The 14,464-nt window shown below is 59.8% G+C and carries 12 protein-coding genes and 1 pseudogene; 5 read left to right on the top strand and 8 right to left on the bottom strand.

Annotation, left to right across the window (positions count from 1 at the left end):
• The first annotated feature begins 18 nt into the window (after positions 1-18).
• The 4 genes and pseudogenes from H7H48_RS18885 to H7H48_RS18870 all read left to right on the top strand — a co-directional run bounded on the left by H7H48_RS18885 (position 19) and on the right by H7H48_RS18870 (position 3,356).
• A complete protein-coding gene (locus H7H48_RS18885; RefSeq protein ID WP_229450699.1) occupies positions 19-948 on the top strand; it encodes a carbohydrate ABC transporter permease in 930 nt (309 codons plus the stop codon).
• A gap of 11 nt (positions 949-959) precedes the next feature.
• Entirely contained in the window at positions 960-1,862 is a 903-nt protein-coding gene (locus tag H7H48_RS18880; protein ID WP_229450698.1) for a carbohydrate ABC transporter permease, read from the top strand.
• A 25-nt stretch (positions 1,863-1,887) separates the two neighbouring features.
• Positions 1,888-2,787 (top strand): annotated as a pseudogene (gene ltnD, locus H7H48_RS18875) (L-threonate dehydrogenase).
• 128 nt (positions 2,788-2,915) lie between these two features.
• Positions 2,916-3,356 (top strand): PACE efflux transporter, encoded by a 441-nt coding sequence (locus H7H48_RS18870; RefSeq protein WP_229450697.1) that lies wholly within the window; start codon positions 2,916-2,918, stop codon positions 3,354-3,356.
• A 3-nt stretch (positions 3,357-3,359) separates the two neighbouring features.
• Here the strand turns inward: H7H48_RS18870 and H7H48_RS18865 are convergent, their stop codons facing one another.
• The 6 genes from H7H48_RS18865 to H7H48_RS18840 form a co-directional block, all read right to left on the bottom strand.
• Positions 3,360-4,307: an NAD(P)-dependent oxidoreductase gene (locus H7H48_RS18865; protein ID WP_229450894.1), complete on the bottom strand. Its 948-nt coding sequence runs from the start codon at positions 4,305-4,307 to the stop codon at positions 3,360-3,362.
• On the bottom strand, positions 4,304-5,146 hold the full coding sequence (locus H7H48_RS18860; RefSeq protein ID WP_229450696.1) for a fumarylacetoacetate hydrolase family protein: 843 nt from the start codon (positions 5,144-5,146) through the stop codon (positions 4,304-4,306). Before H7H48_RS18860 ends, H7H48_RS18865 begins: the two co-directional genes overlap by 4 nt.
• Before the next feature lie 25 nt (positions 5,147-5,171).
• Complete coding sequence (locus H7H48_RS18855) at positions 5,172-5,906, bottom strand: SDR family NAD(P)-dependent oxidoreductase (RefSeq protein ID WP_229450695.1); 735 nt, start codon at positions 5,904-5,906, stop codon at positions 5,172-5,174.
• Positions 5,907-6,026: 120 nt separating this feature from the next.
• Positions 6,027-6,686, bottom strand: a complete 660-nt coding sequence (locus tag H7H48_RS18850) for a GntR family transcriptional regulator (RefSeq protein ID WP_229450694.1) — start codon at positions 6,684-6,686, stop codon at positions 6,027-6,029.
• A gap of 254 nt (positions 6,687-6,940) precedes the next feature.
• The gene (denD, locus tag H7H48_RS18845) at positions 6,941-7,936 is read right to left on the bottom strand and encodes a D-erythronate dehydrogenase (protein WP_229450693.1); all 996 of its coding nucleotides are present in this window, start codon (positions 7,934-7,936) and stop codon (positions 6,941-6,943) included.
• Between the two features lie 41 nt (positions 7,937-7,977).
• A complete protein-coding gene (locus tag H7H48_RS18840; protein ID WP_229450692.1) occupies positions 7,978-9,795 on the bottom strand; it encodes an IlvD/Edd family dehydratase in 1,818 nt (605 codons plus the stop codon).
• Between the two features lie 277 nt (positions 9,796-10,072).
• Here H7H48_RS18840 and H7H48_RS18835 point away from each other — a divergent pair, with 277 nt between their 5' ends.
• Positions 10,073-10,852, top strand: a complete 780-nt coding sequence (locus H7H48_RS18835; RefSeq protein WP_255664121.1) for a hydroxypyruvate isomerase family protein — start codon at positions 10,073-10,075, stop codon at positions 10,850-10,852.
• 47 nt (positions 10,853-10,899) lie between these two features.
• Here the strand turns inward: H7H48_RS18835 and H7H48_RS18830 are convergent, their stop codons facing one another.
• The gene (locus H7H48_RS18830) at positions 10,900-12,507 is read right to left on the bottom strand and encodes a bifunctional diguanylate cyclase/phosphodiesterase (protein WP_229450690.1); all 1,608 of its coding nucleotides are present in this window, start codon (positions 12,505-12,507) and stop codon (positions 10,900-10,902) included.
• 6 nt (positions 12,508-12,513) lie between these two features.
• Complete coding sequence (locus tag H7H48_RS18825; protein ID WP_229450689.1) at positions 12,514-14,322, bottom strand: ATP-binding protein; 1,809 nt, start codon at positions 14,320-14,322, stop codon at positions 12,514-12,516.
• Positions 14,323-14,464: the final 142 nt, after the last annotated feature.

Here is a 14,464-nt window from a genome sequence, read left to right as displayed (position 1 = left end):
AGAAAGGCAGGATGACCCATGCAGGCCAGGCCCGCGCGTTCCTTTTCGATCCTGGGATGGCTTCTGGAAAGCCGCAACGGGCTCGGCTTTCTGTTCATGCTTCCGGCGGCGGTGTTTCTTCTGTGCTTTCTCACCTATCCGCTGGGGCTGGGCGTGTGGCTCGGTTTCACGGATGCGCGGATCGGACGCGAGGGCATTTTCGTCGGGCTCGAAAACTATATCTGGCTGTTCGACGATCCGGTCTTCTGGCTCTCCGTCTTCAACACCATGCTCTACACCGTGGTGGCTTCAATACTGAAATTCGCGCTGGGGCTCTGGCTGGCGCTGATCCTCAACCAGCATCTGCCGTTCAAGACGTTTTTTCGCGCCATCATCCTTCTGCCCTGGGTGGTGCCGACCGTGCTTTCGGCGCTGGCGTTCTGGTGGATTTACGATTCCCAGTTCTCGATCATTTCCTATGTGCTGATGAATCTCGGTCTCATCAGCGAGCCGATCAATTTTCTTGGCGATCCGGGTATGGCGCGGGCTTCGGTGATCGCAGCGAATGTCTGGCGCGGCATACCGTTTGTGGCGATTTCGCTGCTCGCCGGCCTGCAGACCATTCCGCAATCGCTCAATGAGGCGGCGGCGCTGGACGGCGCGACCTCGTGGCAGCGTTTCACAAAGATCACGCTGCCGCTGCTGACCCCGATCATCGCCGTGGTGATGACGTTTTCGGTGCTGTTCACCTTCACCGACTTTCAGCTCATCTATGTGCTGACGCGCGGCGGGCCGGTCAACGCCACCCATCTGATGGCAACGCTTTCCTTCCAGCGCGCCATTCCCGGCGGGCAACTGGGCGAGGGCGCGGCGATTGCCGTGGCGATGATCCCGTTCCTGCTCGCGGCGATCCTGTTCTCCTTCTTCGGATTGCAGCGCCGCAAATGGCAGCAGGGCGGCGGCGACTGAGGAGGACGGCCATGAGCGAGATCACCCAGAACACAAAACAGGCCGGCCTTCACGACGATTCCGAAGGCATGGAACAGTTCAACACGCTGCCGCGGCGGATCGTGACGGTCTATCTGCCGCTGGCGGTGTTCGTTTTCGTGCTGCTGTTTCCGTTCTACTGGATGGCGATCACCGCCATCAAGCCGGATTATCAGCTTACCGACTACAAGAATTACAGCCCCTTCTGGGTAATCGAGCCGACGCTCGAGCATGTGAAATTCCTGCTGTTTGAGACGTCCTATCCGGGCTGGTTGTGGAACACGATGCTGGTGTCCTTTGCCTCGACCTTCATCTCGCTCGCAGCGTCGGTCTTCGCCGCCTACGCGATCGAGCGGGTACGGTTCACGGGCGCGCGGGTGACGGGACTGATGATCTTTCTTTCCTATCTCGTGCCGCCATCCATCCTGTTCATTCCGCTGGCCTTCATCGTGTTCAAGGTGGGGATCTTCGATTCACGTCTTGCGCTGATCCTGACCTATCCGACCTTTCTGATCCCGTTCTGCACCTGGCTTCTGATGGGGTACTTCCGCAGCATTCCCTTCGAGCTGGAGGAAAGCGCGCTGGTGGACGGGGCGACGCGCTGGCAGATCCTCACCAAGGTGATCCTGCCTCTGGCCGTGCCCGGTCTCATCTCGGCCGGCATTTTCGCGTTCACGCTGTCGTGGAACGAGTTCATCTATGCGCTGACCTTCATCTCCTCATCGGAAAACAAGACGGTGCCCGTCGGTGTGCTGACGGAGCTGGTGCGCGGCGACATCTATGAATGGGGGGCGCTGATGTCGGGCGCGTTGCTTGGCTCCCTGCCGGTGGTGATCCTCTATTCTTTCTTCGTCGACTACTACGTCTCGTCCATGACGGGGGCGGTGAAGGAATAAGAATTCTCTTTTTCAGGAGCAGGTGATGCGGGTGATGGTGATCGGCCTCGGGTCGATGGGCATGGGAGCAGCACTCTCGCTTGTGCGTGCCGGGCACGAGGTTTTCGGCGTGGATCCACGCGGTGAAGCCTGTGCTGAGCTGTCCAATGCAGGGGCTAGAGAGACTGGCCCGCAAGGGTTGGATTTTGCCTCTCAGGTGGAAGCGGTTGTGATCCTGACTGTCAACGCGGAGCAGGTGGAAAGCGTGCTCTTCGACAAGGAGGGAATTTCCGGCAAGCTGCCGGCCGGAACGCCGGTGATGATTTCTTCAACTGTCTCGGCAGATGATGCCCGGCGCTTTGGCCGGGAGCTCGAAAAGGCGGGGCACATCATGCTCGATGCACCGGTGTAAGGTGGGCCGGTCAAGGCGCGTGAGGGCGGGATGACCGTGATGGCGGCCGGGCGGGAGGAGGCGTTCGAGCGGCTTGCACCGGTTCTGGATGCGGTGGCGGAACGCGTTTTTCGCATTTCCGACCGGGTCGGCGATGGGGCAGCGGTGAAGGTTATCCACCAGCTTCTGGCCGGTGTGCATATCGCCGCAGGCGCAGAAGCCATGGCGCTGGCCGCGCGAGCCGGCATTCCGCTCGACACCGTGTATGAGGTGGTGACCAATGCGGCGGGCAATTCATGGATGTTCGAAAACCGCATGCGGCATGTGGTGGACGGCGATTATACGCCGCGGTCGATGGTCGATATTTTTGTCAAGGATCTTGGATTGGTGACAGACACGGGACGCGCGCTTAAATTTCCCCTGCCGCTCGCCTCGACGGCCTACACCATGTTTGCCTCCGCCAGCACGGCAGGATACGGCCAATGGGATGACAGCGCTGTGATCAAGGTGTTTCCGGGCATCACGCTGCCGGGTCAGGGGTCCGAGAAAGAGTAGCTACGGGATATCCATCACCTCCCCTTGCGATGGGGGCCATCACACCTATATTGCCACCGAAAGCGAGGACGACCTCCCCCATTCCGGGAACCATGTCGGGACGGCCCGAGAAACAGACGGGGAGCAGAATGCGCACCGCTGCAGATCGTATTCGTCATGCCATCAGCTTTGAGCTGATCGCGCTTTTGATTGTCACACCAGCCGCTTCCTGGTTGTTCGGAAAGCCCATGTTCGAGATGGGCGTTGTCGTGGTGGTGAGCGCCACAGTCGCGACATTGTGGAATTATCTTTACAATCTGGGTTTCGATCACGCCCTGCGCCAGCTGACCGGAAGCGTCCGCAAAAGCGTGATGATGCGCGTTGTTCACGCGGTTCTGTTTGAAGGTGGGCTGCTGGTGGTTCTGATGCCGTTCACGGCATTCTTTCTGGGCGTTTCGGCGCTCGACGCGCTGTTCGTCAACGCGTCTTTCGCCATTTTCTATCTGGTCTACGCTTTCGTGTTTAACTGGGTATATGACGTGATTTTTCCAATACCGGAGGCCTCCGCCACTGCCAAGCGCAGCGCCTGATCGCTATGTCTTGAGCGGTGGGGCGCTCGTCTCGCCGCTGCCCAGCCGCTTGCCCGGATTGATGGCTTCGAGCCAGAGAAGATAGGCAGCGTGATCGTGACGACCCATCTTCATCTCGTGCGCCAGCGTGTGAAATGCGTCGCGCGTTTTTTCGGTGAGCGGAAGTGATAGTCCGGCACTGCGGGCCACTTCAAGCGCATTTTCCAGATCCTTGAGCTGCAATTCGAGCGGGCCGCCGGGAACGAAATTGCGTTCCACCATCCGTTCGCCGTGCAGTTCCAGAATGCGGGAGGTGGCAAAACCGCCCATCAGCGCGTCGCGCAGCGCGGCGGGGTCGCAGCCGCCTTCCTGCGCGAGAAGCATTGCCTCCGACACCGCACCGATGGTCACGGCGACGATCACCTGATTGGCGAGCTTGGCGACCTGACCCGCGCCATGGACACCCACATGCGTGGCCCGGCCCATGGCGGAGAGAAGCGGCTTGGCTTGTGCAAAGTCGGGGGCTTCACCGCCGGCCATGATGGCAAGTGTCGCCTCGATCGCGCCTTTCTCGCCGCCTGATACCGGCGCGTCGATATGACGGTGCCCGGACTTCGAAAGCGCCTCTGCATGGTCGCGCGCGACCGCAGGCTGGATGGAGGACATGTCGATAAAAAGCGCACCGTTCGGCGCGGCTTCCACAATGCCGTTTTGGCCGAAATAGATTTCGGTCACGATGGGCGAATTGTCGACCATGGTCACAATGGCATCGGCGCTGGCAACTGCCGAGCGGGGATCGTCGGCCACCGTCGCGATATCGGAAAGAGCCTCCGCCTTGGCGCGGGTGCGGTTCCAGACCGTGAGATTGAAGCCCGCCCCGGCAATGTTTCGTGCCATCGGGGCACCCATGATGCCGGTGCCGATGACGGTGACGTTCCTGATGCTCATGGCGGGCTCCGTTTTTCGATTCAGACCTGAACGACGGTCTGGCGCTGCTCGCCAAGTCCGGCGATGGAGAGCGTCATGACATCGCCGGCCTTGAGATATTGCGGCGGCTTCATGCCCATGCCGACGCCGGGCGGCGTTCCGGTGGAGATCACGTCACCGGGCATGAGTGTCATGAACTGCGAGAGATAGGAGACCACGTGCGGCACGTTGAAGATCAGCGTGTTGGTGTTGCCGGTCTGGCGACGCTCGCCATTCACATCGAGCCACATATCCAGATTGTGCGGGTCGGCCACTTCATCGCGGGTGACGAGCCAGGGGCCGAGCGGGCCGAATGTGTCGTGGCTCTTGCCCTTGGTCCACTGGCCGGAGCGCTTTGTCTGGAAATCGCGTTCGGAAACATCATTCATGATGGCGAAGCCCGCGACATGATCCATCGCGTCGGCCTCGCTGACATATTTGGTCTTCGAGCCGATGATGATGGCAAGCTCGACTTCCCAGTCGAGCGCCTTGGAGCCACGCGGCAGTTCCACATCGTCATTGGGACCGCAAAGGGCATTCAGCGCCTTGGCGAAAACGATGGGCTCTTCCGGCGGTTCGGCACCCGTTTCGGCAGCATGGTCGGAATAGTTGAGGCCGATGCACACGATCTTCTGAAGGCCCGCAACACAGGGCCCAAGGCGGGGGTTGCCGTCGACGGCAGGAAGGGTCTGCGGATCGATCGCGCGCAGCTTGTCCAGCCCCGCCGGCGAAATGACATCGCCGGCAATATCGTCAACCACTCCGGAAAGATCGCGCAGGGTGCCATCAGCGGCGAGCATGCCTGGTTTTTCCTGGCCCGCCGGACCGAAACGCAACAACTTCATGTTCTTTTCCTCTGTGTTTTTACAATCAATAGACGGCGCGGCCGCCCGAGATATCGAAGACACCGCCTGTCGTGAACGAGCACTCCTCCGACGCCAGCCAGGCGATCATTGCCGCGGCTTCGGCCGGTTCGAGGAAACGCTCAAGCGGAATTTTGGAGAGCATGTAGTCGATATGCTCCTGGCTCATCTGATCGAAGATCGGCGTGCGGGCCGCTGCCGGGGTGAGGCAGTTGACGATCACGCCGGTTTTCGCGAGCTCCTTGCCGAGCGACTTGGTCAGCCCGATCAAACCGGCCTTGGATGCGGAGTAATGCGAGGCGTTCGGATTGCCTTCTTTGCCGGCTATTGACGCGATGTTGACGATGCGGCCATAGCCGCGCTCGATCATGCCCGGCACCAGTGCACGGCAGGTGAGATAGGGCGCCACGAGGTTGACCTCGACAGTGCGGCGCCACACATCCGGCTTTAATTCCCAGGTCTTGCCATTGCCGCCAGTGATACCGGCATTGTTGACGAGAATGTCGATTGCACCGGCGTCCCGCGCGGCGTCACTCACCGCATCTTCGTCCGTCAGTTCCACGACACGCCCGCTTGCCTTCGCACCAAGCTTTTCTGACGCTTTTTCGAGAGTCTGGGCATTGATATCCCATAGGACCACCTCGGCGCCGCTCGCCACGAAGCGCTCTGCCGTGGCAAGTCCGATGCCCTGCGCTCCGCCGGTGATAATTGCGCGCCGCCCGGTCAGGTCAATATGATTCATCGAAGCCCCTCCTCATTCTCCACCCGTCGTCTTAATTGCACAGTCGTTGCAAAAGCTCAATGTATACATTGTGGAATGGCCTGCGGCCGGCATGTCCTGGCTGGGGGATAGCTGCCTGTCTCATTCTCGTGTCGGGAACGTCGTTTTCTGGCGTAGCAGGGAAACCAATTGTTCGTCTGCGCGATCTCTGTGTTGCTGATGAAGATGGGCGGCCTCCTCCTCGTTGCCGGCTGCTATGGCGGCGAGGATGGCGCGGTGCTCGCGATCCGAAACGATGGGCAGGGGGCGCAGTTTTATGATCGCGCGACGCGCGTGATATTGCAGATCCCAGAGTTGACGCAGCATGGCCTGCAGGCGCGGGTTGCCGCACAGGCCAACCAGCTCTGAATGGAATTCGTCATCGAGCTCGGACCACGCCTCGATATCTCCCCGTTTCGAGGCGCGTTCCATCTGGGTCAGAATGTCGTCCAGGCGCTCATGGTCTGCTGCCGTGATGCCACGCCGGGCCGTCAGTTGCGCTGCCTTGACCTCGAGTGTCGAAAAAACCTGATAGATCTGTTCGATCTCGTCGACCGACAGGGCCTTCACGGTTATGCCGTGGCGTGGGCGCACATCCACAAGCCCGTCTTCCTCAAGCCGGATGAGCGCCTCCCGCACAGGGGTGCGGCTGAGCGACAGGAGGCTGGCGACTTCCGTTTCGAGAAGCGTTGTGCCCGGCGGCAACCGGCCTTCCAGAATGCGAAACTTGAGCTCGTGATAGGCACGATCGCGCGCAGGCATTTTGGCAATGCCCTGCAGGCTGGGCCGCGGGCGTGAAGCCGCCTGCGCCTCAACGCTTCTGCTACCCGGCTTTCGCCTTCCGGCTCCCACCTTTCTGCGCTCGTTCGTGCTCAGCACCCCCTCCATTCCTGACCGGTGCATTTCACCACCATCGATGATGGTTGGCAGATATCCACTGCCATGTCCAAGTGCCTGGTGCTCGTCATGCTGGTTCTTCACAGGGAAGGACAGTGTCCGCCTGCCTGCATTGGATATCAACTGCGGGTCTTGCGCTTCTCCTCGTCGGCGATGTGGGCGCGGATGATGGCCTCAAAATCACTGTCAGCTTTGAAGCCTGCCTGCTCTGCGCGCTCGGTTCTGAAATCACGGGGCCAACCGTCAACGATGGCCGCGATCTGCGGATCATGTTCGCGCTTGATGCGGGCAACGACATCCGCGCCCGCCACACGACGCAGGGCTTCGATCATTTCCGCGATGGTGACCGAAAGGCCGGGCATGGTGAGCGAACGCCGGGCTCCAAGCTGCGCCAGGTCCATGGTCCCTGCATGCAGCAGAAAGCCGACCGCGGCATCCGGGCTCGCCACCCAGTGGCGGACATCGTCCGACACAGGCAGCACGGCATCGAGCCCGGCGAGCGGCTCGCGGATGATGCCCGAGAAGAAGCCTGATGCGGCCTTGTTCGGTTTGCCTGGTCGCACGACAATGGTGGGCAGGCGAATGCCAATCCCATCAACGAAGCCCTTTCGGGTGTAGTCGGCTAATAGAAGCTCGCCGATCGCCTTTTGTGTGCCATAGCTGGTGAGCGGGGCGCGGAAGAACTCGTCGTCAATCTTGTCGGGAAATGGTGCGCCGAAGACGGCGATGGAGGAGGTGAAAACGAGGCGGGGCCGATAGGCGCCGTTGCCATTCTCGCCCAGAAGTCGGATGGCTTCGAGAAGATGGCGCGTGCCATCCATGTTGATCCGGTAACCTTTCTCGAACGCGATCTCGGCTTCTCCGGAGACGATGGCGGCGAGATGAAAGATCACATCAGGCTTTTTCGCAGTCAGTCGCTCCACTGTCTTTGCGTCGGCGACATCGCCTGCCTCTGTCTCAACCTGAATCCCGTTGGTTGATTCGATAGGAGCCTCGACGACGTCGAATGCGTGGATGGTCTCGATGCTTTCGCTGCCAAGTTTGCCATCGGAGAGCAGCCTGTCGATCAGCCGCCGGCCGACCATACCGGCCCCTCCGATAATCAGGATACGCATGCGGGTTCCTCCTCCCTGAGGCGTGTTCTTTCGGGTTTGCTTCAGTGATTGTCGCGCGGGACTGGTGGCATGGTGCCATCCTTTCCGCCCTGGGCGAGCCGCTGGTAGTTGACGGCAGGTTCCAGCACCATGCCCGCCTCGAGCTGTGCGACCATACCGCGCTGGATCTCCTGCCATGGCGTCTGGTGCGCGGGATAGGCATATCCGCCTGCTTTCTCCAGCTCGGTGCGGCGCCGGTTCAGCTCCTCATCGGAAACCAGAATGTTGGCGGTGCACTTCTTGAGATCGATGCGCACACGGTCACCAGTCTTGAGAATCGCAAGTCCGCCATTGGCGGCAGCTTCCGGCGAGGCATTCAGAATGGAGGGCGAGCCTGACGTTCCCGACTGGCGGCCGTCGCCGATGCAGGGCAGTGAGGTGATGCCGCGCTTGATGAGGTAATCGGGCGCGCGCATGTTCACCACTTCAGCGGCTCCCGGGTAGCCGATGGGACCCGCACCGCGCATGAAGAGGATGCTCTCTTCATCGATGGCGAGCGCCGGATCGTCGATCCGTTCATGATAATCCTCCGGCCCATCGAACACGATGGCGCGGCCCTCAAAGGCCATGGGATCTTCGGGATCCGAGAGATAGCGGTCCCGGAATTCGTCGGAGACAACCGACAGTTTCATGATGGCGGAATCGAACAGATTGCCTTTCAGAACCCGGAAGCCTGCATTCTCCTTGAGCGGTTTTCCGAAGGGACGGATCACCTTCTCATCGGCAATGGCGGCATCGCGGCAGTTCTCGCCAATACTCCTGCCGTTGACCGTCAGGACATCCTCGTTGATGAGCCCGGCCGACATGAGCTGATTGATCACCGCGGGCACACCGCCGGCATGGTAATAGTCCTCGCCCAGATACTCGCCCGCAGGCTGGAGGTTCACCAGGAGAGGAACGGTTTCGCCATAGGTCTGCCAGTCGTCTATCGAAAGCTCGACACCCAGATGCCGCGCAATGGCGGTGAGGTGGATGGGGGCGTTGGTGGAGCCGCCAATAGCGGAATTGACGCGGATTGCGTTGATGAAGGCATCGCGGGTCATGACGTCGCTGGGTTTGATGTCTTCATGCACCATGTCAACGATGCGAAGGCCGGTGCGATAGGCCATTTCCTGCCGGTCGCGATAGGGCGCGGGGATGGCGGCGGAACCGGGCAACTGCATGCCGAGCGCCTCGGCCAGCGAGTTCATCGTGGTGGCCGTCCCCATCGTGTTGCAATAGCCGGTGGAGGGGGCGGATGACGCGACGAGCCGCACGAAACCTTCATAATCGATCTCGCCGGCAGCCATCATCTCGCGTGCCTTCCAGACCACGGTGCCCGAGCCCGTGCGCTCGCCCCGGAACCAGCCATTGAGCATGGGGCCGACCGAAAGCGCGATGGCCGGAATGTTGACGGTCGCAGCCGCCATGAGCAGCGCCGGCGTGGTCTTGTCGCAACCGATGGTCAGCACCACACCATCGAGTGGATAGCCGTAAAGCACTTCGACGAGGCTAAGATAGGCGAGATTGCGGTCGAGCGAGGCGGTGGGGCGTTTGCCTGTTTCCTGGATGGGGTGCACCGGAAACTCGATGGCAATACCACCGGCCTCGCGGATGCCTTCGCGCAGGCGCTTGGCCAGCTCCAGATGATGCCGGTTACAGGGCGAAAGATCCGAGCCCGTCTGGGCAATGCCGATGATCGGTTTGCCTGATTGCAGCTCTTCCTGCGACAGTCCGAAATTCAGGTAGCGCTCCAGGTAGAGCGCGGTCATATCCGGGTTGCCCGCATTGTCGAACCATGCGCGTGAGCGCAGGGTGGGGGCTTTGGGTTTGTCGGTCATGTCATCTCCGGATACTTAAAGAACAATCACATTTTAGCTTCTGGCTCTTTAATGTATACACAAAATGTTATCCAGCTTTGTTTTTCCGTCCGGCGGGCGCTTGCAGCGATGTGAATAAATCTGGGAAAAGCGCTGAAAATCATCGCGTTGAAACATTGAGTCTGTCCCACGGTGTTGTACCGTGACTGGGATGGCAGGTGAATTGCCATTTATGGATACGTCGCGACGCTTGGGGCAAGTGTTATCTCCCCGTGTCTCGGATGGAGTGTATGTGGTGATGCGTTTTTCCGCGAATCTTGGTTTCTTGTGGCCTGAGCTTTCTTTGCCGGATGCCATTCGGCGGGCCTATGGGGCCGGGTTCGAGGCTGTGGAATTTCACTGGCCTTTCGCCGTTCCGGTGGAAGAGGTCAGGGCCGCGCTTGCAGAAACAGGACTGCCGCTTCTCGGACTTAATACGCGCAAAGGCGATCAGGACGGTGATTTCGGGCTTGCCGCTCTGTCCGGCCGTAAGGAAGAAGCGCGGGCAGCCATCGATGAAGCCATTGCATATGCCACGCAGGTGAACGCCCGCGCCGTTCACGTAATGGCGGGTAGGGCGGAGGAAAACGCTGGGGCGGAGGCGGCTTTTGCTGAAAACCTTGCCTATGCCTGCAGCGCGGCCTCAGCACACCAACTCACCATTCTGATCGAGCCGATCAATCATCATGATGTTCCTGGCTACTTCCTCTCCCGTATTGAACAGGCTGCGGATCTCATCGAACGTGTCGGAGCCAACAATCTTAAAATCATGTTCGACTGCTATCATGTCCAACGGATGCAGGGGGAACTTCTGCGGCGTTTCGTTGACCATAAGGCATTGATCGGCCATGTGCAGTTTGCTGCGGTACCGACGCGCGCGGAACCTGATGAGGGGGATATTTCCTTCGAGCGTCTTCTGCCGGAGCTCTACGATAGCGGGTATCGAGGCTTCTTCGGCGCCGAGTACAGGCCGCGCTCTGACACAGATGAGGGGCTGGGTTGGCTTCACGCTTACGGAAAGGCAAAGCCTGCCAGCTGACTATCAGTGACGGCATGGGTCAATTTCACAGCCCCTGAACGGGTGGTTCAGGGGTGCTGCCTGGGCGAGCGGCTGCCTGGAACACGCGCGGGAGCGTGGGTTCGGGCCGGTTCGGGCTGTCGTGCCGGCGGAAGGGCTTCGTCCTCAAGAACGAACTCTTCAAGCGCGAAGGGCTTGCTGAAGTGATAGCCCTGCGCGATTCTGATCGCTGTATGCTGCTTCAGATAATCGACCTCTTCGCGGGTTTCCACGCCCTCGATGACGGGCGCCATTCCAAGCGCCCGACCAAGCGATTCGATGGCCTTCAGCACACTTTGGCTGCGGGGTCTCTGATGGACATTCTGCACGAATGAGCGATCGATCTTCAATTCGTCAGCGGTTACGGCTGCCAGCGCGGAGAGGGATGAATATCCAACGCCGAAATCGTCAATCGAAATCTTCACACCTGCCTCTCGCACCATGGGCAGGATGTTTTTGCTCAGAAGGTCACCGTTCAAAAAGGCTTCCTCGGTGATCTCGAGGATGAAACGTTGCGGCCGGTGATAGGATGTGAGTTGCCTGAGCAGCGACCTCATGAATTCCGGGTTGGTCGATTGATGCGCCGTGATGTTGAGGCTGATGGAGGTGCCAGGGGAGAAAACGGCGTCGATCTGCGGAAGCGATGACATCACCTCGACGACGACATGCTCTGCAACGGCATCGATAATGCCGGCGTCGGTGGCGAGATTGACGAAATCGCCCAACACACGCAAGTGACCGTCATCATCCCTCCAGCGCAGCAAGGTTTCTACGCCGACAACGCCATTGGTGTGTATGTCCACCTTTGGCTGATAAGCACAACAGAGCTTGTTGTCTCTCAATGCGGTACGCAAACGCTGTTCCACCGACATGTCGCCATGGACGTTCCGCGCTGCCTTGTCGGGCTTGTAGCTGACCCTTCCCTTGGATTCGGATTTTGCGCCACGGAGTGCCTGATCAGCCGAGACCAGCAATTCCTCGAAATTCCTTCCATCCTTGGCAAACATGCTGATGCCGATGGAAGCAGAGGAGAAGGTCTCGATCCCTTTGACCTGGAATGGTTCCTTGGAACGGTCGAGGATCGTATTTGCATATTCCGTCAGGTCGACATCTGCGAGATTGGTCACGAACACGCAGAACATCCCGTTTGCGAGATAGCCAAGGATGTCGGAACGCCGCACGGAGGCCGTCAGGCGTTCGGCGAACGCAGCGATAAGTCCATCTGCAAAAGAAGCACCATAGTAGTCGTTGGTACGACCCAGGCCGTCCAGATCGATCAACATCAGGGCAGCCTCGGCTCCTGACAGAGCCTGAAGCTCTGCGCTGATCGTGCGTGCCAGAAGCGTCTTGTTCGGGAGGCCGGTCAGTTCGTCGAAAAAGGCCAGCCGGAAAATTTCTTCATCGGCTGGAGGGGTCGTCTCCATGTCCAGCCAAAAGCTGCAGGTAAAGGCTCGACCCGCTGATTCCGATATAAAGCGCAACTCGCGGAGTGACTGCGTATCGAGCGCGGAGGAGCACAGATTCCCCCGCTGATTTGTGTAAACACATTGACCGTCGGAGTCGGCGATGGTCAGGCCGAAGGGAGCCTGTTCGAGTATCGCCTTTAGATCGACGCCTGCCGGACGGCCCGGGTTCATTGCGTTTTACCTGCCCAGATATTCGCGTCGGGCCAGCTGGAGGGCCTTGGAGATCTTGTCTTCTGCAGCTTCTGCCGGCGTGAGGGTGCGGCGTGGTGTGTGTGTGTCCGCACCGATGGGGGCACCGGCTTCCGGGGAAGCCTCGGTCTGAGCCTGACTCATGATTGAGCCGCGCCAGCGTTCGACGACGGCATGGACGAATTCGCGCCGCGAGCCGGGGTTTATGTCTTTTGGAAGTGCCGCCGCGGCCTCGCTTCTGGGGACCAGTTCTTCAGACAGGCGATTGAAGACGAACTGGACGGGTAGCGGCATACCCTCTCCGAAGCCGATAACTTCGCCGGTGCCGAGCGAGGGCACGAAATCCACCAGATTTGCCGTCGCGTCGGACACAGCCGATTTCAGAAGCGCCTGGTCGCGGTCATTCGCCATGCGCATCGCGAAGAGTGTGTTGCACTGGGAGATGATGGTGGCATCGAGTTCCGCCGGGCGCTGGGTGACCAGCCCGAGATAGACGCCATACTTACGGCCCTCCTTGGCAATGCGCGAAAGCGCGTTCTTGCTTGGAAGGAACCCGACGCTTGGATCGGCAGCGGCGAAGCGATGTGCTTCCTCACACACGAGCAGCAGCGGCATCGCACCGTCGCTCCACATGCCGAAATCGAAGGCGAGCCGCGAGATGACGCATACCACAGCGTCCACGACTTCGATGGGCAAGCTGGCAAGCTGTATCACGGTTGCAGGTCGCCCATTTGCCTCCAGACGGAAAAGCTCCGTCAGGATCGTCACCATCGTATCGCCGCCAACGGTCGCGTTGGCGAACATGAAGGCGTAGCGCGGATCGTTCTTGAGCGTCTCGATACGGCCGATCAAGCGGTGATGTGTCATGCGCGAGGAGCGGTTTTCCAACTTGCCCATACGCTCGTCGATCAGCGCCAGAAGGTCCTGCATCAGGTATGGAACCGGTGTGTCGGCGGTGAAACCCGACTGCCGCGGCTCCACCTTCCGCAAGGCGCTTGTCCGCTCCATGCTCTGGCGGCGATTGAGATATTGGGTTTTCGCAAGCGGTATGAGTTCTGAGAGAATGTCCTGCTCTGCCGGTACGGGAGGCTTGCCTGCATAGAGAACGTCTGAAAACTCTTCGAAATTGAAAAGCCAGAAAGGCAGGCGCAGGTTTTTTGCGCCGACGAGATTTGCCTCGGCTCCGAACACGCTGCCATATTCATTGTGGTGATCAAGGATCAGAACGCGCAGCTCGCGCCAGGTTCTGATCACCTGCCGGAGGATGACCGCAAGCCCGCTGGATTTGCCGACGCCGGTGGATCCCAAAACCGCAAAGTGCTTGGTAACGAGGTTTTCGACATCCACATAGGCTGGAACACTGGTGTCGTTGTGCAGGCGGCCGATCTCGGCAAATGTCGTTTTGTCGCCACGGAAAATCAACCGCAACTGTTCACTGCTGATGATGCGGGCCCGGTCGCGGATGGCGGGGTAGGCGCCAACACCTCTTCGAAAGCGCTGCTGGCCCGTTTCGTCCCGGGAGATCTCACCCACCAGGTCGACACGGGCGATGGCCCGCGGATCGGTGCCGGAGCCCGCCTGCTGAGTTTTCAATGAGACTTCGGTGACCACGCCCAACAATTCGCGCGTGCCGGCTGCGATTGCCATGAATTTCCCGACGGTGGTGCGAAGCTCCTCCGTCGTTCCGACGATCGGAAGCTCGATATATGCTTCGGATCCTTTGACCGAGCACACATAGCAGCCCGATGCATTCTGTCCGGATGCCGCACTTGCGAAACCGTTTGAGTGCTCAACCATCGTGTCGTGTTCCTGCAACCTAGCGGGATTTTGTTGTTGTGCAGTCGCGTAGGACGGGAGTTTGGCACGCATTTCATAATTATTACGTTAAGACGCGATAGCTCTGACCGAAATCCGCGCAGAAGGATGGAATAATTTTCCT

This window comes from Nitratireductor sp. B36 (genome assembly GCF_020833685.1).
Lineage (GTDB): Bacteria > Pseudomonadota > Alphaproteobacteria > Rhizobiales > Rhizobiaceae > Nitratireductor.
The sequence above is the reverse complement of the archived record's forward strand: the minus strand, read 5'-3'. Positions and strand labels throughout refer to the sequence as shown.

Coding starts and splice junctions, on each gene's coding strand:
- H7H48_RS18860 (WP_229450696.1), bottom strand. CDS start 5,146: ATGAAGTTGTTGCGTTTCGGTCCGGCGGGCCAGGAAAAACCAGGCATG.
- H7H48_RS18855 (WP_229450695.1), bottom strand. CDS start 5,906: ATGAATCATATTGACCTGACCGGGCGGCGCGCAATTATCACCGGCGGA.
- H7H48_RS18850 (WP_229450694.1), bottom strand. CDS start 6,686: ATGCCTGCGCGCGATCGTGCCTATCACGAGCTCAAGTTTCGCATTCTG.
- denD (WP_229450693.1), bottom strand. CDS start 7,936: ATGCGTATCCTGATTATCGGAGGGGCCGGTATGGTCGGCCGGCGGCTG.
- H7H48_RS18885 (WP_229450699.1), top strand. CDS start 19: ATGCAGGCCAGGCCCGCGCGTTCCTTTTCGATCCTGGGATGGCTTCTG.
- H7H48_RS18835 (WP_255664121.1), top strand. CDS start 10,073: ATGCGTTTTTCCGCGAATCTTGGTTTCTTGTGGCCTGAGCTTTCTTTG.
- H7H48_RS18830 (WP_229450690.1), bottom strand. CDS start 12,507: ATGAACCCGGGCCGTCCGGCAGGCGTCGATCTAAAGGCGATACTCGAA.
- H7H48_RS18870 (WP_229450697.1), top strand. CDS start 2,916: ATGCGCACCGCTGCAGATCGTATTCGTCATGCCATCAGCTTTGAGCTG.
- H7H48_RS18825 (WP_229450689.1), bottom strand. CDS start 14,322: ATGGTTGAGCACTCAAACGGTTTCGCAAGTGCGGCATCCGGACAGAAT.
- H7H48_RS18880 (WP_229450698.1), top strand. CDS start 960: ATGAGCGAGATCACCCAGAACACAAAACAGGCCGGCCTTCACGACGAT.
- H7H48_RS18840 (WP_229450692.1), bottom strand. CDS start 9,795: ATGACCGACAAACCCAAAGCCCCCACCCTGCGCTCACGCGCATGGTTC.